This window comes from Micromonospora sp. NPDC047527 (assembly GCF_040643015.1).
In the GTDB taxonomy this organism is placed as follows: domain Bacteria; phylum Actinomycetota; class Actinomycetes; order Mycobacteriales; family Micromonosporaceae; genus Micromonospora.
Genome location: NZ_JBEYTK010000004.1, coordinates 525,314 through 547,643, shown reverse-complemented (window position 1 = coordinate 547,643; position 22,330 = coordinate 525,314). Strand labels below are relative to the sequence as shown.

Annotated in this window: 27 protein-coding genes; 12 read left to right on the top strand and 15 right to left on the bottom strand. The window is 72.2% G+C overall.

Annotated features, from left to right (window positions below):
* The first annotated feature begins 210 nt into the window (after positions 1–210).
* The 4 genes from ABZ808_RS19225 (at position 211) to ABZ808_RS19210 (ending at position 4,065) form a co-directional block, all read left to right on the top strand.
* On the top strand, positions 211–1,389 hold the full coding sequence (locus ABZ808_RS19225; RefSeq protein ID WP_357007994.1) for an ATP-binding protein: 1,179 nt from the start codon (positions 211–213) through the stop codon (positions 1,387–1,389).
* Positions 1,379–2,590 (top strand): hypothetical protein, encoded by a 1,212-nt coding sequence (locus ABZ808_RS19220; protein ID WP_357007991.1) that lies wholly within the window; start codon positions 1,379–1,381, stop codon positions 2,588–2,590. The genes ABZ808_RS19225 and ABZ808_RS19220 overlap by 11 nt, the downstream gene beginning before the upstream one ends.
* Positions 2,563–3,276, top strand: a complete 714-nt coding sequence (locus ABZ808_RS19215) for a response regulator transcription factor (RefSeq protein ID WP_357007989.1) — start codon at positions 2,563–2,565, stop codon at positions 3,274–3,276. The genes ABZ808_RS19220 and ABZ808_RS19215 overlap by 28 nt, the downstream gene beginning before the upstream one ends.
* Before the next feature lie 72 nt (positions 3,277–3,348).
* Entirely contained in the window at positions 3,349–4,065 is a 717-nt protein-coding gene (locus ABZ808_RS19210) for a hypothetical protein (protein WP_357007987.1), read from the top strand.
* Here the strand turns inward: ABZ808_RS19210 and ABZ808_RS19205 are convergent.
* From ABZ808_RS19205 to ABZ808_RS19180, 6 genes are all read right to left on the bottom strand, one after another.
* Entirely contained in the window at positions 3,947–4,927 is a 981-nt protein-coding gene (locus ABZ808_RS19205; protein ID WP_357007985.1) for a DJ-1/PfpI family protein, read from the bottom strand. The genes ABZ808_RS19210 and ABZ808_RS19205 overlap by 119 nt on opposite strands.
* Positions 4,928–4,931: 4 nt before the next feature.
* Complete coding sequence (locus ABZ808_RS19200) at positions 4,932–5,540, bottom strand: isochorismatase family protein (RefSeq protein WP_357007983.1); 609 nt, start codon at positions 5,538–5,540, stop codon at positions 4,932–4,934.
* Between the two features lie 85 nt (positions 5,541–5,625).
* Positions 5,626–6,378 carry a lysophospholipid acyltransferase family protein gene (locus ABZ808_RS19195; RefSeq protein WP_357007980.1) on the bottom strand — a complete coding sequence of 251 codons (753 nt, stop codon included), beginning with the start codon at positions 6,376–6,378 and terminating at the stop codon, positions 5,626–5,628.
* 94 nt (positions 6,379–6,472) lie between these two features.
* A complete protein-coding gene (locus tag ABZ808_RS19190) occupies positions 6,473–8,533 on the bottom strand; it encodes a glycogen debranching N-terminal domain-containing protein (protein ID WP_357007977.1) in 2,061 nt (686 codons plus the stop codon).
* Positions 8,533–8,904, bottom strand: coding sequence for an SCP2 sterol-binding domain-containing protein (locus ABZ808_RS19185; protein ID WP_357007974.1), 372 nt, complete (start codon positions 8,902–8,904; stop codon positions 8,533–8,535). The genes ABZ808_RS19190 and ABZ808_RS19185 overlap by 1 nt, the downstream gene beginning before the upstream one ends.
* 208 nt (positions 8,905–9,112) lie before the next feature.
* Positions 9,113–9,529: a CBS domain-containing protein gene (locus tag ABZ808_RS19180; RefSeq protein ID WP_357007972.1), complete on the bottom strand. Its 417-nt coding sequence runs from the start codon at positions 9,527–9,529 to the stop codon at positions 9,113–9,115.
* 91 nt (positions 9,530–9,620) lie between these two features.
* Between ABZ808_RS19180 and ABZ808_RS19175 the strand changes: the two genes are divergently transcribed.
* On the top strand, positions 9,621–10,202 hold the full coding sequence (locus ABZ808_RS19175; RefSeq protein WP_357007970.1) for a nucleotidyltransferase family protein: 582 nt from the start codon (positions 9,621–9,623) through the stop codon (positions 10,200–10,202).
* Between the two features lie 47 nt (positions 10,203–10,249).
* On the opposite strand, the gene ABZ808_RS19170 is transcribed toward ABZ808_RS19175, so the two are convergent.
* From ABZ808_RS19170 to ABZ808_RS19155, 4 genes are all read right to left on the bottom strand, one after another.
* On the bottom strand, positions 10,250–10,690 hold the full coding sequence (locus ABZ808_RS19170; protein ID WP_357007967.1) for a PPOX class F420-dependent oxidoreductase: 441 nt from the start codon (positions 10,688–10,690) through the stop codon (positions 10,250–10,252).
* Between the two features lie 309 nt (positions 10,691–10,999).
* The gene (locus ABZ808_RS19165; protein WP_357007965.1) at positions 11,000–12,025 is read right to left on the bottom strand and encodes an aspartate-semialdehyde dehydrogenase; all 1,026 of its coding nucleotides are present in this window, start codon (positions 12,023–12,025) and stop codon (positions 11,000–11,002) included.
* Between the two features lie 199 nt (positions 12,026–12,224).
* Positions 12,225–13,562, bottom strand: a complete 1,338-nt coding sequence (locus tag ABZ808_RS19160; protein WP_357007963.1) for a pitrilysin family protein — start codon at positions 13,560–13,562, stop codon at positions 12,225–12,227.
* Positions 13,559–14,851, bottom strand: coding sequence for a pitrilysin family protein (locus ABZ808_RS19155; RefSeq protein WP_357007960.1), 1,293 nt, complete (start codon positions 14,849–14,851; stop codon positions 13,559–13,561). Before ABZ808_RS19155 ends, ABZ808_RS19160 begins: the two co-directional genes overlap by 4 nt.
* A gap of 96 nt (positions 14,852–14,947) precedes the next feature.
* Between ABZ808_RS19155 and ABZ808_RS19150 the strand changes: the two genes are divergently transcribed.
* Positions 14,948–15,703: a phosphodiesterase gene (locus ABZ808_RS19150; RefSeq protein WP_357007958.1), complete on the top strand. Its 756-nt coding sequence runs from the start codon at positions 14,948–14,950 to the stop codon at positions 15,701–15,703.
* On the opposite strand, the gene ABZ808_RS19145 is transcribed toward ABZ808_RS19150, so the two are convergent.
* Positions 15,673–15,885, bottom strand: a complete 213-nt coding sequence (locus tag ABZ808_RS19145) for a hypothetical protein (RefSeq protein WP_357007957.1) — start codon at positions 15,883–15,885, stop codon at positions 15,673–15,675. The two genes, ABZ808_RS19150 and ABZ808_RS19145, sit on opposite strands and share 31 nt — an antisense overlap.
* Positions 15,886–16,156: 271 nt before the next feature.
* Between ABZ808_RS19145 and ABZ808_RS19140 the strand changes: the two genes are divergently transcribed.
* From ABZ808_RS19140 to ABZ808_RS19130, 3 genes are all read left to right on the top strand, one after another.
* Complete coding sequence (locus ABZ808_RS19140; RefSeq protein ID WP_357007954.1) at positions 16,157–17,251, top strand: 3-deoxy-7-phosphoheptulonate synthase; 1,095 nt, start codon at positions 16,157–16,159, stop codon at positions 17,249–17,251.
* Positions 17,252–17,558: 307 nt separating this feature from the next.
* Positions 17,559–17,783, top strand: a complete 225-nt coding sequence (locus ABZ808_RS19135; RefSeq protein WP_357007952.1) for a hypothetical protein — start codon at positions 17,559–17,561, stop codon at positions 17,781–17,783.
* A 23-nt stretch (positions 17,784–17,806) separates the two neighbouring features.
* Positions 17,807–18,001 (top strand): hypothetical protein, encoded by a 195-nt coding sequence (locus ABZ808_RS19130; protein WP_053653058.1) that lies wholly within the window; start codon positions 17,807–17,809, stop codon positions 17,999–18,001.
* A 64-nt stretch (positions 18,002–18,065) separates the two neighbouring features.
* On the opposite strand, the gene ABZ808_RS19125 is transcribed toward ABZ808_RS19130, so the two are convergent.
* From ABZ808_RS19125 to ABZ808_RS19115, 3 genes are read right to left on the bottom strand one after another with little or no spacing between them, the layout of a single operon-like run.
* Complete coding sequence (locus ABZ808_RS19125; RefSeq protein ID WP_357007950.1) at positions 18,066–18,602, bottom strand: DUF1360 domain-containing protein; 537 nt, start codon at positions 18,600–18,602, stop codon at positions 18,066–18,068.
* A gap of 56 nt (positions 18,603–18,658) precedes the next feature.
* Entirely contained in the window at positions 18,659–18,988 is a 330-nt protein-coding gene (locus ABZ808_RS19120) for a hypothetical protein (RefSeq protein ID WP_357007947.1), read from the bottom strand.
* A complete protein-coding gene (locus ABZ808_RS19115) occupies positions 18,988–19,326 on the bottom strand; it encodes a DUF6158 family protein (RefSeq protein WP_357007944.1) in 339 nt (112 codons plus the stop codon). The genes ABZ808_RS19120 and ABZ808_RS19115 overlap by 1 nt, the downstream gene beginning before the upstream one ends.
* A 130-nt stretch (positions 19,327–19,456) precedes the next feature.
* On the opposite strand from ABZ808_RS19115, the gene ABZ808_RS19110 reads away from it, so the two are divergent.
* Both ABZ808_RS19110 and ABZ808_RS19105 read left to right on the top strand, forming a co-directional pair.
* Entirely contained in the window at positions 19,457–19,894 is a 438-nt protein-coding gene (locus tag ABZ808_RS19110; protein ID WP_357007941.1) for a hypothetical protein, read from the top strand.
* Between the two features lie 26 nt (positions 19,895–19,920).
* A complete protein-coding gene (locus tag ABZ808_RS19105) occupies positions 19,921–20,247 on the top strand; it encodes a DUF3817 domain-containing protein (RefSeq protein WP_357007939.1) in 327 nt (108 codons plus the stop codon).
* Positions 20,248–20,265: 18 nt separating this feature from the next.
* On the opposite strand, the gene ABZ808_RS19100 is transcribed toward ABZ808_RS19105, so the two are convergent.
* Positions 20,266–20,748, bottom strand: coding sequence for a DUF6232 family protein (locus ABZ808_RS19100; RefSeq protein ID WP_357007936.1), 483 nt, complete (start codon positions 20,746–20,748; stop codon positions 20,266–20,268).
* Between the two features lie 537 nt (positions 20,749–21,285).
* On the opposite strand from ABZ808_RS19100, the gene ABZ808_RS19095 reads away from it, so the two are divergent.
* Positions 21,286–22,263 (top strand): NlpC/P60 family protein, encoded by a 978-nt coding sequence (locus ABZ808_RS19095; RefSeq protein ID WP_357007934.1) that lies wholly within the window; start codon positions 21,286–21,288, stop codon positions 22,261–22,263.
* Positions 22,264–22,330 lie beyond the last annotated feature (67 nt).

The window sequence follows — 22,330 nt, the reverse complement described above, 5'->3', positions numbered from 1 at the left end:
TCGGGTTCCCCTCGGGGACGCCCGGCGGCGGCGTGACCGACCTTGTACGGCAATCGGGCGAGATCAGCACCAGCCCTGACAGCGGAGCGTCACGATAAAGAGACACCATGCGGACAGTGGGTGAACACTCACAGTCCGCCATGCTATTCTCCGATGTCGATCTCCGCCGCGCGGACCCGGACCGGGTCGTTGTCGGAAGGACACCTCCCGATGCCGGCGTCAGCCGCCCCGACCGTGCCGCCTCCCGCGCTGGACAATCCGGCGGGTGGCGCGTTCGGTCTCATCTTCACCACGTTGCCCGCGCTGCTGCGACTAACCTGTGGGCTGGTCGGTGCGGCGGTGGCGCTGTCGGTGCGTACCCCACCGGTCGAGCCGGCCCTGCTGTGGCCCGCCGTGGCCGTGCTGACCGGCTGGTCGCTCTGGTACGGCCTCCGCGCGCTGCGCCACGGCATCACCCCGGCCCTGGTCGCCGGTGACGTCGCGATCACCGCGGCGGCCTGCCTGCTCATCCCCCGGCTGGTGGCACCCGAGGTGCTGCCCGGCGAGGGCAGTTGGATCGCGGTCCTGGCCAGCACCACGGTGATCAACGCCCAGGCCACCGCCCTCCCCCGCTGGTCGGTCCCGGCCGGGCTGCTGGTCACCGCCACGTACGTCGTCGGCACACAGGCGGCCGGCAACCTCACCGAGGCGCGGGCGCACGCCACGACCCTGGTGGTGCAGACGGCCGTCACGGCCCTGATGACGACGGTGATGCGCCGCCGGATCGGGCGGGCGGACCAGGCGTTCGCCGAGCACCAGCGGCTGACCCGGGAGGCGTTGGTCGCCCGGACGGCCCGGGAGGCGGAGCGCCAGCAGAATCGCGACCTGCACGACACCGTGCTCGGCACGCTGACGATGGTGGGGCTCGGCGCGGTGGCCGGTCCGTCCGCCGCTTTCCGCGACCGGTGCGCGGCCGACCTGCGTACCCTCGTCGCGTTGACCGACAGCGGCCCGGCGCCCGGCGACGGCCCGGTGTCCCTCGACGGTCGCCTGCGGACGGTGCCCGACCGGCTGCCCGACCTGCGGGTGAGCATGGACCTGGCGGCGTGCGCGGTGCCCGCCGGGGTGGCCGACGCGATCACCGAGAGCGCCTACGCGGCGCTGTCCAACGTGGATCGGCACGCGCCAGGCGCGTGGGCCACGCTGCGGCTGACCCGCGACGCGGTAGCCGTCGTGGCCGAGGTCGTCGACGACGGCCCCGGGTTCGACCCGGCCACCGTCCCACCGCACCGGTACGGGCTGCGCGAGTCGATCCACGGCCGGATGGCGGCGGTCGGCGGGCGGGCCGAGGTGCGTTCCGCGCCCGGTGCGGGCACCCGGATCCGACTGGAGTGGCCCGGTGTCGGCTGACCTCGATGTCCCAACGGACCGCGCCGCCACCCGCGCGGCACCGGCCCCCCAGCAGCAGTACGGCACGGCGTCGGAGCCCCGGGAGGCGGCGGCGCTCGCCGCGCCGGCGGCCGTGGCGCGGGCCTCGGACCGAGGTGCCCGGATCGTTGTCGTCGGCATCGCGTGGGCCTGGCATGTCGCGATCGGGCTCCCGGCGGTGCTGGGCGTACGCACGGAGTTCGCCGCGCCGGCGGTCGTGCTCGGCTGTTGGGGGCTGGTCGCCGTGGCCGGCGCGGCGGCCGGCATCCTGCTGCTGCGGGGTACGCCGCTGCCGCCGTGGCCGCTCGCCGGGCTGCTGCTCGCCGCCGACGCGGCGGTCTTCGCCGCGGTCGGTGAACAGCACCTGTTCGGCGCCCCCAACTGGGTGTGGAGCACGCTCGGCTGGTTCTTCGTGCTCATGCTGTGGGGCCGCCGGGTCGTCGGGCTAATCGCGCTCCTGACCGCGCACACGTTTATCGCGCTGGTCGCCGTCCTCGCCCACGGCCCCGGCACCGCCGACCTGGCCCGCTTCACCATGTACGTCTACGGCACCTTCTCCCTCCAGGTGGCGGTCTTCGTGGGCGGCACGACGATCGTCGGGTTGGCCCGGGACCGGGCCGCCACGGCCACCGCGATGCACACGATGGCCGCCGAACGGGCCGCCGCCGAGCGGGGCCGTCGGGAGCGCCGCGACCGGCTCGCCCTGGCCGGCGCGGCGGCCGGGCGGGTGCTCGGTGAGCTGGCCGACGGCACGGCCGACCCGGACGACCCGGAGGTGCAGCGGCGGTGCGTCCTGGCGGCGGCCCGATTACGCCGCATGATCGCCGAGTCCGACGACGTGCCCGACCCGCTGCTGCACGAGCTGCGGGCCGCCGCCGACCTGGCTGAACGCAACGGGCTACCGATCGACCTGGTCACCATCGGCAGTCCGCCGCCGCTGCCGGTCGAGATCCGCCGTCGGCTGGCCGACCCGCTCGCCGGGCACCTGGCCGACGCCCAGGGATGGGCTCGGCTGACCGTCGTCTCCGGCCCCGACGAGGTGGTGATCAGCCTGGTCACGCCGGACAAGGAAGGGCCGGAGGCGACCGGCCCACCGCCCGGGGAGTACGACCACGGGCCGGTACAGCACCTCTACGAACGGGACGGGGACATCAGATGGGCGCAGACCCGGTGGCGGAAGTGACCGGCGACCGGCCGGTCGGGGTGGCGATCGTCGACGACCACCCGGTGGTCGTCGACGGGGTCCGCGCCTGGCTGGCCTCCGAGCCGCGTCTGACCGTGCTGGCCACCGGCGACGACCCGGACGAGGTGCTGCGCGCGGCGCCGGACGCCGACGTCGTCCTGCTCGACCTGCGGCTGCACGGCCGGATGGCGCTGGACAAGCTGGCCGAGTTGAGTGCCGCCGGCCGGCGGGTGGTCGTCTACTCGGAGCACACCGATCCGGAGACGATGCTCGCCGCGCTGGACGCCGGGGCGGTGGCGTTCCTGGCCAAACACGAGGGCCGGGAACACTGCGTGGAGACCGTGTTGGCGGCGGCGAGCGACCGTCCGTACGTGCCACCGGCGCTGGCCGGCGCGATGGTCGGTGATCCGAGGCCGGACCGACCCGTGCTGTCCGACAAGGAGCGTGAGGCGCTGCTGCTCTGGTTCCAGTCGATGTCGAAGGCGTCGGTGGCCCGGCGGATGCGGATCAGCGAGCACACCGTGAAGCAGTACGTGGACCGTGCGCGGATCAAGTACACCCGTGCGGGGCGACCGGCCGCCACAAAGGCGGCGCTGCTCGCCCGTGCGATCGAGGACGGGCTAGTCCGCCCGGAGGAGATCGGCATCTACCGGTCACAGGCGATGCACGACCGGCCGACCCCCTAACGACCGTCATGACAGTGGCCCCGTGATCCGCGAGGCTCAGACGCACAGCCAGCTGACCGGGAGGTCGTGACGATGCATACCGACGCGTCCCCCTTCTTCATCGGTCCACACCGGTTCGACGCACCGGACGACGATGCGGGTCCGGTTCTGGACCGGCACTACGACATGCGCCCGCTGCCCGGTGAGAAGGTGCTCGGCCGGCACCGGCTGTTGGTTGCCGGCTATCTGCTCGGGCCGACGGACGCGCGGCTCGGCTGGCAGCTTCCCGGCGCGGTCTCGGTGACTGTCACCGACCAGCGGATCTGCTGGGTGGGCACCGGCTCCCAGCTGTCCCTGGTCGCCGGCGACAACACGCCCCGGTCCCGGCCCGGGAGCCGGCTGACCGGCCTGATGACCGGGCAGGTCCGCTGGCAGTGGCCGTCCCGGCTGGAGCTCGCGCCGACCGATCCGGCGGAGTTGCTGATCGTCTGCGACGCGCTGCGCACCATCCAGCAGCCGGCGCTGGCCCTCGGCGGGTCATTCGGTGAGCTCATCGCGCTGGCCCGGCAGATCCGCCGGGCGGTGGCCCTGTTCCGGCTCACCCGCCCGGAGCTCGTGGACCTCTCGGCGCAGGAGCGCGACGTGTTGCTGCTGCGGGCCGGCCCCGCGTTGCTCGCCGGGGAGACCCGGATCACCCTGCCCGGTTCACTGCCGGTGGAGTTCCGCTCCCGGGACGACTACTACCGCTCGGGGCCGGATTCGAGCTCCTGGGACGGGTTCGCAGGCGGCGCAGCATCCGGGCGTCGGTGAAGCCGACGGTGCGCGCGGCGGCCTCCACCGTCGCGCCGTGCCCGATCAGGTGCTCGGCGCGTTCCACCCGCAGCGACTGCTGGTAGCCGAGCGGGGTGAGCCCGGTGGCCGCACGGAACAGCCGGGTCAGTGTCCGCTCCGCCACGCCACCGGCGGTGGCCAGCTCGGCCAACGGCAGGGGCTCGGCGTACCGGGTGTCGATCACGTCCTGCACGCGGTGCACCGCGTCGGACAGGTGGAAGCGGTGTCGCATCATGGCGCTGGCCTGCGGCTCGTGCCCGTTGCGCCGGGCGTAGACGACAAGCGTGCGGGCGATCCGGGCAGCGGTGGCCGGGCCGTGCCGGGTCGCCACCAGGTGCAGCGCCACATCGATGCCGCTGGCGATGCCGGCCGAGGTGACCACGCGGTCGTCGACCACGTACAGCACGTCGCGGGCCACCCGGGCCGCCGGATACCGGCGGGCCAGGTCGTCCTGCACCTCGTGGTGGGTCGTGCAGCGCCGGCCGTCGAGCAACCCGGCGCGACCCAGCGCGTACGCGCCGGCGCAGACGCTGGCCACGGTGCCACCGGATGCGTGATGGTCGGCCAGGCGCCGCAGGTCGACCGGCGACACCGGCCCCTGCGGGCCGTGCGCCGCCGGCCGCCAGCCGGGCACGATCAGCAGGTCGTCCGGCGTCAGCTCGGGCCACCGGGTCTCGGCGACCAGGGGTACGCCCTGCACGGTGGGCACCTGCTCCCGCTCGGCCACGTAGTGCAGCCGGTAGTCGTAGCCGAGATCGGCGGCGCTGGAGAAGACCTGGGCCGGCCCGGCGAGGTCCAGCAGGTGCAACTGCGGGACCAGCAGGAAGACGACCCGGGTCATCGGGTCAGCCCCGGGCGCCGGCGAGGGTCGCGCCGGTCACCTCGTCGACGGTACGGATGGCCGCGAAGCGGCCGGCCAACGCGTACTCGGTGCGGGTGACGATCTCCTCGACGGTCAGGGTGCGCGGGTCGGCGAGGATCTCCTCGACGGTCGCCGTCTCCGGCATGTCCCAGTGCGCGATGGGGAAGGTCAGCGTGGCGTCGGTGACGAAGGTCATCCGGTAGCCGAGGTCCGCGCCCACCCTCGTGGTGGTCTCGACGCACTGCTCGGTACGGATGCCACAGACGGTGAGGTCGTACACACCGGCCAGGGTGAGCAGCTGCTGGAGGTTGGTGGTGGTGAACGCGTTGTGCGCGGTCTTCACCAGCCTCGGCTCACCCTCGACCGGCGCCAGCCCGTCGAGGAGGCGGACATAGCCCCGCGCCGGGTCGAACAAGCCGCCCGTGCCGGGCTCGGCGTGCAGGACCCAGACCACTAGGTCGCCGCGCTCGCGGGCGGCGGTGACCAGCCGGTCGACCTGCCCGACGAGGTCGGGGTTGGAGCCGTGCGCCCAGATCGGGCGCTGCCGGAACGATTCCTGGACGTCGATCACGATGAGTGCTGCTCTGCTCATGACACCGATCCTGGCCGGGCGGCCGCCGCGGCGGCAGACACCATCATGCCCGGTTGCGGAACGATCTGGTCACCGAGCCGGCCGCTCAGACGCTAGGCGTGCGGCGCTCTCCGGCGGCGTCCATGGCGGCGGCCTCCTCCGGCGTCGGGGCGCTGCCGCCCAGGTGCGCCGGCAGCCACCAGGTGTCGTCCGGGCCGGCCGGCGCGTCCGGGTACTCCCGCTGGGCCCGGTCGACGAGCGCCGTGAGCCGGGTCGTCAGCTCGGCGGCCAGCACGTTCGGATCCCGGAAGTCGGCCGGCTCGATCGGCTCGCCCACCAGGATCGTGATCGGCGTGTGCCGACGGGTAAGCGTGCGCGGGCGACCCTTCGTCCAGAGCCGCTGAGTGCCCCACACCGCGACCGGCAGCACCGGCACCTTCGCCGAACGGGCCATCCGGACGGTGCCGCTCTTGAGCTCCTTGACCGTGAACGACCGGCTGATCGTGGCCTCCGGGAAGACGCCGACCACCTCGCCGCGCTTGAGCGCGTCCACCGCCGCGCGGAACGATGCCGCGCCGGCCTCACGGTCCACCGGAATGTGCTTCATCCCGCGCATCAACGGCCCGCCGATCCGGTGCTCGAAGACCGAGTGCTTGGCCATGAACCGGACCAGCCGACCCGACGGGTTCGCACCGAGGCCCGCGAAGATGAAGTCGAGGTAGCTGACGTGGTTGCTGGCCAACACCGCCCCGCCGGTGCGGGGTACGTGGTGGGCGCCCTCAATATTGATCTTCAGGTCGAGGACCCGGAACAGCGTCTTGGCGGTGGCGATAACGGGCGGGTACACGAGCTCCGGCATTCGCAGAATCTACCGTGCCCGACTGTGGGTCGGCTGGGTGGCGGGCGGCGGCGGCGCGGGTTGCTCGCGCCGCCGCCGGTTCGTGACTGGTGGCTCAGTCGGCGAGGTTGTTCAGGTCGAGCCGACCCCGCGCGAACGCGTCCACCCGACCCCACCGGCCCGGGATGTCCAGCACCTCGATGCGGCCCATCCCCACCGGCAGCCGTGGCTCGACCGCCAGGTGCCCCTCGTGGGGCTCCAGGCCGAGCATGGTCCGCAGCAACAGCAGCGGCGTACCGGTCGACCACGCCTGAGGGCTGCACGCCGTCGGATACTCCACCGGGAACTTCGTCAGCTCCCGCGGGTAGCCGCCGAACGCCTCCGGCAGTCGCCCGTCGAAGTACGTGGCCGCGTCCAGCATGCCGTTGGCGATGGTCGCGGCCTCCTCGGCGAACCCGTACCGGCGCAGACCCCAGGCGATGAAGGAGTTGTCGAACGGCCAGATCGTGCCGTTGTGGTAGCCGATCGGGTTGTACCGGGCCTCCCCCTCGGCCAGGGTCCGGACGCCCCAGCCGGAGAAGAGACGAGGTCCCACCAGGTGTTGCGCGACCTGCTCCGCCCGCGCGGGATCGACGATCCCGCTCCACAACAGGTGCCCGATGTTGGAGCTGAGGACGTCACACTGGCGGCCGTCCGGGTCCAGGGCGAGCGCGTAGTATCCGCCCTCGGCGACCCACCAGTCCCGGTTGAACCGCTCCTTCAGCTCCGCCGCCTCCCGCTCCAACTCCTCGGCGAACTTCGGGTCGTCCCAGAACTCCCGGGCCAGCCGCGCCCCGCGGATCTTCGCGTCGTACGCGTACCCCTGCACCTCGCAGGTGGCGCGGGGGAAGGGCGGCAGCGTCCCGTCGGAGTAGGAGATCGAGTCCCAGGAGTCCTTCCAGCACTGGTTCTCCAGGCCCGTCTCGGTGTTGCGCCGCTCGTACCAGATGTAGCCGCTGCCGACCAGGTCGGCGTAGCTGTCGATCCACCGCAGCGCTGCCCGGGACTCCCGCTCCAACTCCTTGACCAGGGCGGCGTCGCCGGACCACCGCTCGTACTCGTCGAGCAGCACGACGAACAAGGGCGTCGCGTCCACCGAGCCGTAGTACGGCGTGTGCGGCTGCTCCTCGAAGGCCGCGGTTTCCCCGTAGCGCATCTCGTGCAGGATCCGCCCCGGGTCCTCGTCCCGGAAGTCGTCGAAGCGGCTGCCCTGCAGGGACGCCAGGATGCGCAGGGTCGTCTTCGACAGCTGCGGGGTGAACGGCAGCGTCTGCAGGCAGGTGAGAATGCTGTCCCGGCCGAACATGGTCATGAACCAGGGCAGGCCGGCGGCGGGCAGGGTGGCGCCGCCCAGCGACAGCGGCGAGAAGCGCAGCGCCGCCAGGTCGATGAGGCTGCGCCGGTAGGTGGCCGACACTCGACCGTGCTCACTGTTGACCTTGGGTGCGTCCGCGATCCACTGCTCCAGGTCGTGCTGGAGGGCGAGCCGCTCGTTGCCATGGATTCGAAGCCCCATCCGCAGGTCCCGACCGCCGGGTCCGACCGCGTGGGTCTTGACGTCGATCGCGGTTTTCCACTGTTCGTTGGGCTCCAGGTGCACGGTGTACGCGAACCCCTTGCTGTCGTACCGGGCCGCGATCGACGAGGAGATGACCGTCTCCCGGCGGAAGTTGCCCCGCCGGTAGCCCAACCGCAACTGCTCCGCTTCGACCTCGGTGTAGATCTCGCCCTTCTTGTTCAGGATCTCGTCCTTGACCTGGAACAGGTCGGCGAAGTCGGACGCGGCCTCCATCCGTATTTCCAGGTCCACCGGTCTCTCGTCGTGGTTGAGGATGGTGAGATGCTCCCGGAAGCTGCCGCCGACCGCGCGCTCGCGGATGATCGACAGCTTCGCGTCCACGTAGTGCGTGGCCATCCCCGGGACGAGGAAGAACCTCGACTCGAAGTACTGGAGGTCGTCGAAGGAGAGCGAGTTGAGCCGCTCACCGTTCACGGTCAGCACCCAGGTGGACAGGAACCGGGTGTCGAGGGAGAAAAGCCCGGTCGGCTCGCTCGGCGTCGCCTCGATGTCACCGGTGTCCTCGCAGACGACGAACGTGTTGCCGTCGAGGATCCGGACCGTGTTGCTCTGTCCCATCAGTGCGCCTCCCCCACGAAGCGGCGACGCGGCCCTTGGGCATCCGGCGGCCCGGGGAAGATCCGCTCCACCTGCACCACCAGTCGGGCGTCACCCGACACCGTCACGTCACCGCGAAACAGGGCGGCCAGGCCGTGCTCGCGGCCGGAGACGATGTCCTCGAACAGCGCCGGGCTGGTCCCGACCACCGTGTCGGCCTCCCGGTCGTCCTGAGTCACGTTCAGCCGACCGTGGTCGATCGCCAGCAGCCAGTGTCGGGTCTGTGCCCCCTCCTGCAGGTCGATCCGCAGTGTCCCGGACGTCTTTGCCAGCAGGGGCTCGTACCCCCGCCGGTTCAGGTCCTCGAAGAACCTTGTGGTCGCGTCCACCATCGGGTCCACTCCTCCCCAGTCGGCCGGGTCGGGATCCCACCCGGCGCGCTCGCTTCGCGCACGGCCGGCGTTGCACGTCCCCACCCGGGTCCCCGCCGGCCGCGCGGTCAACCTCGCCCGGATCGGGTGAAACGCCGGGCGGGGCGGCCAGAGGCGACAACGCCGGCCCTCCCCGCATGGGGAGAGCCGGCGCGCCCGCGGTGGACGGTCAGTTGTTCGGGTCGTCGGCGCTGATGTCGGCCAGCACCGACTGCGGTTCACGCTCGACCGCGAGGTCGCCCATCGAAACCAGGCCGATCAGGCGCCCGTCCTCGATTACCGGCAACCGGCGTACGGCGTAGGTGCGCATCAGGTCCGCGGCGGACACCGCGTCGTCGTACTGGCTCACGGTGATCACATCCCGGCTGGTGATCTCGTTCAGCCGGGTCGAGCCCGGATCCATGTTCTCCGCGACACCCCGGACCGTGATGTCCCGGTCCGTGACGATACCGACCACACTGTCGCCGTCGGTCACCACCACGTCACCAATCGCGCTGTCGCGCATCTCCTGCGCGGCGGCAGTCAGCGTGTCGTTGCCGTCCATCGTCACCAACCGGGTCGTCATGAACTCTCCGACCGTTGTCATGGTGCTCCCCTCTCGGTGTCGGCACGGCCCGTCTACCCGCCGCCCGGGGCAGGGTAACGCGTGCGTGGCGGTGCGCGCCTACCGTGGTCGGATGACCACTGGTGAGCGTGAGCTGCGGGAGTTGGTCACCGGCAACGAGTGGCTGACCCAGGCGCTGACCGTGGTTCGCGACTCCGGCCTGCCGGACGCCTGGATCGGCGCGGGCGCCCTCCGCGACCTGGTGTGGGGCGAACGGTACGGCGACGGGTTCGACCCGGCGACGGTCCGCGACGTGGACGTGGTCTTCTTCGACCCGACCAGGCTGAGCCGTGACGACGACAACCGCGCCACCGCCCGACTCGCGGCGGCCTGGCCCGAACCGCGGTGGCAGGCGCGCAACCAGGCGGCGGTGCACACGTGGTACGCGACAAAGTTCGGCGGCGACCCCATCGCCCCGTACCGCAGCGTCGCCGAGGCGATCGCCACCTGGCCGGAGTATGCCACCGCCGTGGCCGTCCGGCTGGGCCCTGCCGGGCGGTTCGAGGTCTGCGCCCCGTACGGCCTGGGGGATCTGCTCAACGGTGTGTGGCGGCACAATCCGGCCCGGGTGGACGTGGCCCGGTCCCGGCAGCGGTTGGCCCGGCACCGGCCCGCGCAGCGCTGGCCCGGGGTGACCGTGATCGACCCGGGCTGACCCGGGGAGTCGAGTGGCAACTGCCGTGGCCGGCGCCGATCGGCCGGTCAGGCGCGCGGCGGCATCCCGTAGACCCGCTCCACGTGCAGGCGCAGCACCAGCCGCCGCTCGGCGACCATGGCCCGGCGATAGTCGTCCCAGTCCGGGTGCTCGCCGCGCAGTGACCGGTAGAGCCCCACCAACTCCTCGACGGTGGCGTCGCCGAGGTCAGCCGACAGGGCGGTCAACTCGGCGCGCCCCTCGACCACCGCGTACGCCCAGCCGTCCTCGCTGCCGACGTGGAAGCTCGCGCGTGGGTCCCGACGCAGGTTGGCGGTCTTGGCCCGGCCGTCGGTGACGGACACCCGGATCAGGCCCGCCTCCCGGTCGAACGAGTAGACCACGGTGGACATCTGTGGCCGACCGTCGCGCTTGATCGTCGCCAGCACGCCCATCGAACGGCCGGCGATCAGGTCGGTCAGCGACTGCTGGGTGCGATCATCCGGCACGGGTTCCTCCAGGTGGCACGGTCGGCTCCGTCCATCCAAGCACGACCGGAGGCGTCCCGCGCCCGCCCAGCCCGGGACCCCGGACCGAGGCACCCACCCGGGCGTGCCACCGGGACGACGACGGGCCAGCGCTGCTCGACGGCGACGGCCAGCACCGCCGACGCCCCCGCCCAGAACGACGACGGCCAGCACCGCCGAGGTCCGTCGAAAACGGCGACAGCCCAGCACCGCCGAGGCCCCCGCCGTTTCCGGCGGGGGCCTCGGCTGACGGTGACGGTCAGCGACGGCTCAACGCCGTCCAGCGGCAGGTCAGCGGCGCTCGGCAGCGACCAGTTCGGCGAGCTGCACCGCGTTGAGAGCGGCGCCCTTGCGGAGGTTGTCGTTGGAGCAGAACAGCGCCAGCCCGTACTCGACGGTCTCGTCGGCGCGGATCCGTCCCACGTAGGTCGGGTCCTGCCCGGCTGCCTGCAACGGCGTCGGCACCGCGGTCAACGCGACGCCGGGGGCGTCGGCGAGCAGTTCGTGGGCTCGCTGCGGGGTGAGCGGCCGGGCGAACCGGGCGTTGATCTGGAGCGAGTGGCCGGTGAAGACCGGCACCCGGACGCAGGTGCCGGACACCTTCAGGTCGGGGATCTCCAGGATCTTGCGGCTCTCGTTGCGCAGCTTCTGCTCCTCGTCGGTCTCGAACGAGCCGTCGTCGACGATCGAGCCGGCGAGCGGGAGCACGTTGAAGGCGATCGGCTCGGAGAACGAGCGCGGCGCGGGGAATTCCACGGCCGACCCGTCGAAGGCGAGCCCGGCCGCGTGTTCGGCGACCTTGCGGACCTGCTCGTCAAGCTCGGCGACGCCGGCCAGCCCGGCACCGGAGACCGCCTGGTACGTCGAGACGACCAGCGCCACCAGGCCCGCCTCGGCGTGCAGTGGGCGCAGCACCGGCATCGCGGCCATGGTGGTGCAGTTGGGGTTGGCGATGATGCCCTTCGGGCGGTCGGCGGCGGCGTGCGGGTTGACCTCGGCGACCACCAGCGGCACCTGCGGGTCAGTGCGGAATGCCGAGGAGTTGTCGATCACCACGGCGCCGGTCTCGGCGACCCGGGGCGCAAGCTCCTTGGCGGTGCCCTTACCAGCCGAGAAGAGCACGATGTCCAGCCCCGCGTAGTCCGCGGTGGTGGCGTCCTCGACGGTCACCTCGCCGTCACGCCATGGCAGCGTACGGCCGGCGGATCGCGCTGACGCGAACAATCGCACCTGATCCGCCGGGAACTCCCGTTCCGCCAGCACCTGCCGCATTACGCCACCGACCTGGCCGGTGGCCCCCACAATGCCGATCCTCATCTCGCGAGGCTACCCAGCCCACCCGCACAACCGGGAGCCCTTTCCCACCGCCCGCGTCCCGCATCACACCCCATCCCCGCCCGGCCCCACCCACCGCCCACCCCCGTTGATCATGAAGTTAATGTCACGACACGCCGCGCCGAGTGACAACAACTTCATGATCAACGGGAGATCCGGGCGGGGAGGGCCCGGCCGGGGGTTAGGGGATCAGGTCTCCTAGGGCTGCTGCTGTTAGGTCGTCTCGGATGAGCGCGGCGTCGCCCTCGATGACCAGGGTCATCGCGTCGGGGTGCAGGTGGGTCGCCGCCGCTGCGGAGACCTGGGCCACGTCGGCGGAGAGCAGGGCCTCCCGCAACTGGGCGTGATAGTCGTCCGGCAGGTCGTGCACCACCAGCGTGGTCAGCGCGGAGGCGATGGCCCGCGGGCTCTGCAACTCGACCGAGAGCTGACCGGCCCGCCAGGAGCGCGCCACCGCCAGCTCGTCCTCGGTCACTCCCCCCGCCTGGGTACGCGTGATCTCCCCCACTGCCTCGACCAGGGCCGGCGCGGTGACCGCGGTCTGCACCCCGGAGCTGACCGCGAACCGGCCGAACCGTCGGGACGAGGCGAACTCGCCCCGGATGCCGTACGTGTAGCCACGCACCTCACGGATCAGGTGGTTGAGGCGGGAGGTGAACGCCCCGCCGAGCACCGTGCCGGCCAACGTCATCGGCACATGGTCGGGGTGCGCCCGGTGCGGCGACGGGTGACCGAGCCGCAGCGTCGACTGCACCGAGCCGGGCCGGTCCACCAGGATGATCCGCCGGCCGGTGTGCAGCGGCACCTCGATCGGGCCGCCCCGCTCGGCCGGGCCACCGCCGGTGCCGGCGAAAGCCGCGCCGGCCAGCGCGTCCAGGTCGATCCGGTCGAGGTCACCGGCGACGATCAGGGTGCCGGGCCGCAGGAACCACTCGGAGTGGAAGACCGTGACGTCCTCCACGTCCAGGCTGGCCACCGAGTCCGGGTCCCCGTACATCGGTCGGCCCCACCGGTTGTCCGGGCCGTACAGGTCCGCGCGGAGCGCTGCGTCGGCGCGCGGCCCCGGGTTGGCCCAGTCCATCCGCAGCGCGGTGGCCTCGTCGTCGCGGACCCGCCGGACGTCGGCCGGATCCAGCCGGGGCGTCCGGACGGCCTCGGCGAGCAACTGCACCGCGGCGGTCAACCGGTCCACCGGGACCTGGACGCTGACCTGGAACGAGTCCCAGTCCAGCCCGGTCACCAGCTCGGTGCCGAGCGCCTCGATGGCCAGCGCGTACGAGGTGGCGTCCCGCTGCGCGGTGCCCTCCTCCAACGCCTTGGCCAGCACCCCGCCCAGCCCCTCCTTGCCGGTCGACTCCCGGGCGGCGCCGGCGTCGAGCAGCAGCAGCGCGACGGCGAGGTTCTGCCCGGGCAGGTGCGCGGCGACCACCTGGCCGCCGGCCACCGTGCGGCGGACCACCGGCGGGAACCGGTACGGGCGAGCGGCACCCGGGCCGGGACGGTCGGCGATCAGCGTCATGCGGTCTCCTCGGGCAGGTAGGTCAGGGTCACCCGGTCGGCGGCGCCGAGCACCTCGGCGGCGGTCTCGGCGATCTGCTCGGCGGTCACCGCGAGCCAGGAGGGCAGCCGGTCGGCGGCCCGCGCGGGGTCGCCGAACTGGGTGGCGTACCGGCCGAGCGTGTCCGCCCGACCGTCCACCGTCGACATCTGCCGCCACCACGCGGTGCTCAGCAACGCCTTCGCCCGGTCCAGTTCGGCGGCGGTCACCGGCACGGTGGCCAGCTCGTCGACGACCTCGGCCAGCCCTTCGGTGAGCCGTTCGGCGCTGACGCCGGGGCGGGCGGTGGCGGTGGCGATCAGCGGCGCCGGCGCGTGTGCCAGGTCCACCCCGTACGCGCCGACCAGGTCCGGCTGGGCGATCCGTTCCCCGTCGGCGAGCCGCTGGTAGAGGCGGCTGCCCCGGCCGCTGCCGAGCACGGTGGCGAGCACGGTGAGCACGTCGTACCCGGGGCTGCCGAACGGGTGGCCACGGTGGGCGATGTAGACGCGCGGCGCCGGCACTTCGGCGGTCACGGTCTCCACGGCGGGCTTGCCGGTCGCCGGGACGGTCCGACCGTCCGGCGCGGGCGGGATGTCGTCGCGGGCGGGCAACGCCCCGAAGTACTTGTCGGCCAGCGCGAACACCTCGGCGGCCTGGGCGTCGCCGACGACGGTGAGCACCGCGTTGTTCGGCGCGTAGTACATCTCGTGGAACGCCTGGAAGGTGGCGAGGTCAGCGGCGTTCAGGTCGGCCATCGAGCCGATCGTCGAGTGGTGGTACGGGTGCCCCGGCGGGTAGAGCAGCGGCAGCAGCCGCAGCCACGCGTCCCCGTACGGGACGTTCTCGTAGCGCTGCCGACGCTCGTTCTTCACCACGTCACGCTGGTTGTCCAGGGTCTCCTGGGTGAGCGCGGGGACCAGGCCACCCATCCGGTCGGCTTCCAGCCAGAGCGCCAACTCCAGGTGCTCGGCCGGGACCGTCTCGAAGTAGTTGGTCCGGTCCGGGTTGGTGGTGGCGTTGAGTGAGCCGCCGGAGCCCTGAATCAGCTTCATGTGCTCGGTCTTGGCCACGTTCACCGAGCCCTCGAACATCAGGTGCTCGAAGAGGTGGGCGAAACCGGTTTGCCCCTCCGGCTCGTGTCGGGAGCCGACGTCGTACCACAGATTGACGGCCACGGCGGGTGCTGTGCGGTCCTCGCTCACCACCACACGCAGGCCGTTGTCCAGTCGGGACGTCTCGATGGGCCAGGGGTAACCACTGTCGGGCATGCCACGACGCTATCCGATCTCGCGGGCGGAAAGGTGACGTGTGGTCGGCCGGCGAGCCGCCCGCATCGAGCCCGCCGGTCGGGGTACCGGAGGGGCATGACCCCGCCGACCGCCACCTCACCCAGGCGCCGGGCCGCCGGGCTGGCCGCCACCGCCGTCGAACGCGCCAGCGCCGCGCTCGGCCGGCTGCGCCGCGGCCGGCTGCTGCATCCGGCCGGTGCGTCGTTCGTCGCCGAGGTGACGATCTGGGGTACGCCCGGACCGCCCACCGGGGTCGGCCTGCTGGACGACCCCGGCCGGTACGGGGGCACGGTGCGGCTCTCCAAGGGCACGCCCACGCCCGGCGGTTGGCCGGACGTGCTGGGCCTGGCGCTGCGGGTGCACCTCGACACCGGCGCACCGTTCGACCTGCTCGTCAGCTCCAGCGGCGCCGCCCCGGTGCTGCGGACCCTCCCGCTGCCCCGGCGGCGCTTCAGCGGGACGTACAGCACGATCATGTGTTACCGGGTGGGTCCGCGCCGGCTCTGGCTGGCCGCGTTGGCCGACCCCGAGTCGGCCGACCTCGGCCGCAGCCTGGCCTCGGTGGCCGCCTCGGCCCGGACGGACGCGCCGCGACTGGTGCTCGCGGTCGCGTCCGCCGTGGGGCCGTGGCGGCCGGTCGGACAGCTCAGCATCGGTGCCCAGCTCAGCGCCCGGGAGGATGCCGCGCTCGCCTTCGACCCGGTGCGCAACCTGCCACCCGAGCTGCGGGCGGCCGGCCCGCTGGCCTGGCTGCGGGAGCAGACGTACCGGGGGTCACGTCGGGCGCGCGGCGCGGCCGATCAGTCGGGAGGCTCGACGGCCACGGTCTGATCCGAGGTACGGCGCTCCAGCACCGTGTCGGGGGCCGCGTTCTGGTCCGCCTCGCGGATGTCCGATTCGGTGAGGATGGCGTCCGCCTGCGCCTCCGGGTCGTCGCTGCCCACCGCCGCCTCTTCGGGTAGCAGGTGTGCGCGGGACTCCACCCGCTCCTGGTCGCTCTGCTCGTGTGTCATGGCACCCCTGTTACCCCGACCTCGCCTCCGGCACGCGGTGTTCACCCCGCATCTTGGGACGACAATCGCGTTGCGCAGCCGGTCGGGTACGCTAGGCCCCGTGACGAGGTCGTATCGATGGTTTAGGCAGCCGGCTGGCACGCCGGTGACTTCTCCATGATCTGACGTCACCACGGACCAAGCCGGCCGGGCAGGAGCTCTCGTTCCTGCCCTTTTGCGTACGAGCAGCCGGCTCGTCCCGGGCACCGGCCCCGGCACGGTCGGCGGAAGGATGCCCACCGTGACCACCCCGGAGACCGATCGCGTCAGCGATCAGCGGATTGACCGTGTCGTCCCGTTGACCACCCCCGCGTTGCTGCACCACGAGTTGCCCCTGGACGCCTCGCTGGCCTCGGCCGTGCTGACCGGCCGTCGCGCGGTGAGTCGCGTACTGGACCGCGAGGACGACCGCCTGCTGGTGGTGGTCGGCCCCTGCTCGGTGCACGACCCGGCAGCCGCCCTCGAGTACGCCGAGCGTCTGCGCATCGTCGCTGACCGGCTCGCCGACGACGTGCTGATCGTCATGCGGGTCTACTTCGAGAAGCCGCGCTCGACGGTGGGCTGGAAGGGCCTGATCAACGACCCGGGGCTGGACGGCAGCGGCGACGTCAACACCGGCCTGCGGCTCGCCCGTGCGCTGCTGCTCGACGTGCTGCGCCTCGGCCTGCCGGTGGGCTGCGAGTTCCTCGACCCGATCTCGCCGCAGTACATCGCGGACACGGTGGGTTGGGGGGCGATCGGCGCCCGCACCGTGGAGAGCCAGGTGCACCGCCAGCTCGCCTCCGGGCTGTCCATGCCGATCGGCATGAAGAACCGCCCTGACGGCAGCATCGGCACCGCCGTGGACGCGATCCGCGCCGCCGCCGTGCCGCACGTCTTCCCCGGCATCGACTTCTCCGGCACCCCGGCGATCATGCACACCCGCGGCAACACGGACGGGCACCTGGTGTTGCGCGGTGGTGGCGGCCGACCCAACTACGACGCCGAGTCGGTGGCCGGCGCGCTCGACCTGCTGCGCGCGGCCGGGCTGCCGGAGCGGCTGGTGATCGACGCCAGCCACGCCAACAGCGGCAAGGACCACCGCAACCAGCCGAAGGTCGTCGCGGACGTGGCCGCCCAGATGGCCGACGGCCAGCGCGGGATCACCGGCGTGATGCTGGAGTCGTTCCTGCTGCCCGGCCGGCAGGATCTCGACCCGACCCGCGAGCTGGTGTACGGCCGCTCGGTCACCGACGCCTGCCTGGGCTGGGATGACACCGCCGAGGTGCTCGACCACCTGGCCACGGCCGTGCGTGCCCGCCGGGCCACCCTGCCGGCCCACTCCTGACGGTGTGAGAGCGGTCACGACCATGGCCGGAACACAGGCGGGGGTTGGTCCGTTGACAGGGGTGTCGGTGTGTCAAGTGTCCCCGGGCCTCACCTAAATAGCCCTCGCGGAATACCGTTCGGCTGGAGCCGCGTCGCGCCACTCGCCGAGAGGCGACCTGCACACCGACACCAGCGCCGCCCCCGGCTCACGAGGCTCGGGGGCGGCGCTGTCTTTCCTCCCGACGAGCGCAGAGGAAAGACGCCACGGTCCGGTGCGAGCCGCTGGGGCGGCGTTTGACCGATTCTGGCCCGGGTAGCTGATCCGCGTGACCGACGACGCATCCGTGGCCGGCGAGCCGGACACCCGAGCCCTCGACGACCTGCTCGACGACCTCTACCGGGGTCAGGAGCGGATCACCCAGGCGGACATCTACCGCCGGGCGGTCGCCGCCGAACTCCCGCCGGACCTGCTCGCCCGGATCGACGCGCTGCCCGAGGGCGAGTACGCGGTGGACGAGGCCAGCGACCTGTTGGGCGGTTCCGTCGGGTGAGCGACCTCAGAAGGGACATCGACATGACGCACCACGAGGACCACGACGAGAAGGTGCCCGCGCTCGGCCAACCGCCGAAGGGCAGGGACACCACGCCCGAGCCGGACTTCGCCAACGAGCACGACAAGACGGCGGTGGACCGGGACATCATCACCGGGGCGGACGAGGACGAACGGGAGCCGGAGTCGCCGCACGGCTGGTCCGGCATGCAGCGCTGACGCGCCGACGAAAGCGAATGCGGGGGCTGGCGATGGCCAGCCCCCGCATCGTTCGCCGTAGGTCTCAGTCGTCGTGCCCGCCCTCGGCGGCCTGCTGCGCCGTCGCGTACGCCATCTGGAGGAAGTCGGACGCGGCGACCGCGGTCAGCGCGGTGGCCACCAGTCGGGTCAGCCGGGGAGCGAGCACCAGACCACCGGTCAGCCCGGTCGCCACCCACACCGCCAGGCAGAACGGGCAGCTCAGCAGCTCCCCGATCGCGTGCCGGGTGGAGCTGCCCGAGTCGCGGACCTGCTCCATCACCTCGCCGCTGCCGATCGGCCGGTCATACCGGGTGAACGGCGCCCGCAGCGGGCTGGTCACCGCGTCCTTGGACAGCAGCCGGCTGAGCTTGTGCGTGGCGATGGAGAGCAGCACCACGTCGGCCGGGGCGGGCCGCTCGGGCACCGGCCGACCGGTCGCCTTGACCAGACCGGCGAGCGCCCCGGTCACTCCTGCATAGGTGCCCATCGCCACCAGGTATCCGCCGAGCGGACGGTGTTCGTGCGGCGCGTACGCCCGGCGCAGCCGCGCCACCCTGTGTCGCAGGCCAGTGTCGGTCACCCGGTCTCCTCGCATGTCGTCGTGGTGCGGGGTTTCGGTGCGGGGTCGGGGCGCTCTCAGCCGGCCTGGAGGTTGTCGGCGACCTCGCGGACGAGGTTGGTCAGCGCCTCGTCGGCCAGTTGGTCCGGACCCGACCCGCCCGAGCCGTCGGTCAGGTCGAGTTGGATCCGAGCGCCACCGGAGTCCGCGGGATGCACCCGGATCTCCGCGGACCAGTCGGCGTCACCCCAGCGGGCTCGCAGTTCCTCGCCGTCGATCTCGGCGGCGGGGCTGCCGTCGCCGCGCAACGGCTCGGGCAGCCACGCCGAAGCCCGGGACGGGTCGGTTGCCGTGTTGAAGACCACCTCGGGTGGCGCGGACATGCCTCGTACCGCACGCGCCGCCATCAGTCACCCCGCAGGCGGCTCGGGTCGACCTCCCGGCCGGGGTGACGGGCCAGGTACTCGGTTTCGAGTTCGGCCGTGCGCCGCAGGTGGCTGGCGAGGGCGGAGTCCGAGGCGTGGCGGAGGGTGTCCAGCCGCGTGCGGTGCAGGCTGTGCATCTCGCGGATCAGATCCTCGTCGGTCAGCTCCGTCGGGTCGACGCCGAGCGCGTCGCCGTCGAGAACCGCGCCGCCCGGGTCGGCGAGATGGTCGCCGCTCCATTCGGACACCCGCTGCTCGGGGCTCATGTCCGCGCTGCCGCTGGACACGGAACCGTCCTCGCGTACCGATCCGGTCATCATCGCCCCCCTGGTCTCGTTTGGGCTGGCGTCTAGACGGATGCCCAAAGCCGGTGATGCCAAACCACCCCGGCCCCGCGACAACTACGACACGGTGTCGGAGAGCGGCACGGTCCCCGGTACTCTCGACGGCATGAGGTGGCTCTGGACCCCGGCGTGGATCGCACGTCACGTGGCCATGGTCGTGCTGGTCGTGAGCTTCCTCGGGCTGGGCTGGTGGCAGATCAGCCGGGCCGCCGCCGGCAACAGCATCAGCTGGGGGTACGCGGTCGAGTGGCCGGTCTTCGCCGCCTTCGTGGTCTACGTCTGGTGGCGGGAGGTGCGACTGGCCCGCCGCAACGCGGAGGCAGCCGCCGAGCCCCCGGCCGACACCGCCGAGCTTCCGGCCGACACCGCCGAAGCGCCGGCCGCGACCAGCGGTGGCCGCCCGGCGGTACGCCGACCGGTACGGGTGTCCCGGGTGCCGGCGACCGCCCCGCCGGCCGACGACGCCGACCTGGCCGCCTACAACGACTACCTGTCATGGTTGAACGCCAATCCGGGCGCCCGGCCCGGTGACTATCCCGGCTGAGCCGGGGCTCGGAAGGACGGACGACGGTGGGCGCAGCCCTTACCCGCTACCGCGTGATCGCCTGGATCGTGGGCGTGGCGCTGATCCTGCTGGTCGTGATCGGCATGCCGCTGAAGTACGGGTTCGACGAACCGATCGTGGTGGAGTTCGTGGGGCAGGCTCACGGCTTCCTCTACATGGTCTACCTGCTGGCCGCGTTCGACCTGAGCCGCCGGGCCGAGTGGCCGCTGAAGCGGATGATCCTGGTGATGCTGGCCGGCACCGTGCCGTTCGTCTCGTTCTACGCCGAGCGCCGGGTCAGCGGCTGGCTGAACCGGCCCGCGGACCGTACGCCGGAGCCGGTCGCCAGCTGACCGCTGCGACGGGTCGGGTCAGCGGCTGGGCCGCCACGGCTCGGCCGAGGCGACCGGGTCCGCCCAGCCGCCGTACCGGTTGACCTCCCGTGCCCGCAGCAGCGCCCGGGTGACCTGGCCGAACTGCCGCTCGTCGTCGGCGCTGAACAGCAGCGTCTCCGTTCCCCGGTACCACCCCCACAACTCGTGCGGCGGTGGCCGCCAGCGATCGCCGACCAGGGCCAGCGCCGCCGGCAGCAGGAACACCGCACCGAGAATGAGGTACGCCCCGGCGGTCAGCCGTTGCAGGCCGCCGGTGAAGCCGAGCAGCAGACCGACCGCGCCGATCATGGAAGCGGTGATCACGACGGCCCGGACGGCGATCCGGTCGTGCGGGCCTCGGGTGGTCCGCAAATGGGTCAGGTCGACGATGCGGTAGCTGGTGCGGCCGACGGTGAACCGGTCGACGGTGACGATGATGCCGGGTCGCGCGTACAGCAGGGTCGACCTGGCACTGGGCACCGTTCGCTGCGGTCGCGTCCCTGCGCCTTCACGATTCACGGTTCCTCCCGCGGGGGCGGCTCGCCGGGGCCCGCCAACCACGGGCATCGTTGTCTATCGACGGGATTCCCGGCTCCGGCCTCAATTGTGTTCGGCCTCCGCCAGCCCACCTGGGCATTTACCGGCTTCCGACAGCTCACCCGGACGGACGACATGGTTGTGAAACAGCATCCATTTCAGGTTTTGTCGGTTATCACGGTCCGCTATCCGGCGGCATACGCCCGGAACGACGAAAGTCGGATACCAGTCAATTGGCGACAGAAGGGACTCTCGACGCCTTGTGCCCGCGTCAGCAGCCACGATTGAGTCACCGACCGCAGCGGTACTTCCCGTCACTTCGCCAACATTCGCCCCTGCTTCAACTGCGAGCGACAACCGTCCCGGGTTAGGTTGGGCGAGCCGGTCTGGCCCAGTGCCGTCCGCCCGGATGGCCCCGGCCGGTGTCGCCGAGGGCGTCAGCAGCCCCGTCGGCGACCGTGGGAGAGGGGCCTTTCGCTCTTGTCATCCCTGAGATACCTGCTGCGCACCATGGCGCTGGTCGGCATGTCGGCCGCGCTGATCGCGCCGACGGCGGTGGCTCACGCCGAGCCGTCCCCCGCCGACCTGACCCGCCGGATCGAGACGTCCTCGGCCGAGTTGGAGCGGGTCGTGGAGTCGTACAACAAGCTCAACGAGCAGATCAAGGCAAACAAGAGCACGGTGGCCCGATTACAGGCCCGCATCGGCCCGCTGGAGCAGCAGGCCGAGCAGAGCAGGGCCGACGTCGCCGAACTGGCCAACTCCGCGTACAAGAGCGGTGGTCTGCGGACCGCGGACGCGCTGCTGCGCCCCGGCGGTTCCGCCGCGCTGCTGGACCGGCTCGGCACGCTCGACCAGCTGACCCGTCAACGGCAGGAGCGCATCTCCGGTTTCACCGCGGACCAGCGGCGGTTGCTCGACGAGAAGGCGCGTCTGGACGCCACGCTGGCCCGGCAGGCCGCGCAGGCCCGCGAACTCGCGGCGGGCAAGAAGCGCATCGAGAACGACCTGGCCAAGCTCTACGAGCTGCGCCGACAGGCGTACGGCTCGGCCACCGAACGGCCCGCGCCCCATACGGCGAAGGCCGAGGCCAAGAACGTGCCGGCCGTGTCCGGGGATGCCGGCACGGCGGTGCGCTACGCCTTCGGCGCGCTGGGCAAGCCGTACGTGTGGGCGGCCGACGGTCCGAACGGCTACGACTGTTCCGGACTGACCTCGGCGGCCTGGCGGGCCGCTGGCAAGTCGCTGCCGCACAACACCCGCATGCAGTGGAACGCGGTCACCCACATCGGCAAGGGCGACCTGCGGCCGGGGGACCTGGTCTTCTACAGCGGGCTCGGGCACGTCGCCCTCTACGTGGGTGGCGGCCAGGTGATCGACGCACCGAGCGCCGGCCGCAACGTCCTCAAGCGCGGCATGAACATGATGCCGATTCAGGGCTACGGTCGGGTCCGCTAGCAACGACCGGATACGGCGAACGGCCGGCGTCCCCCTATCGGACGCCGGCCGTTCGCCGTCATTACTA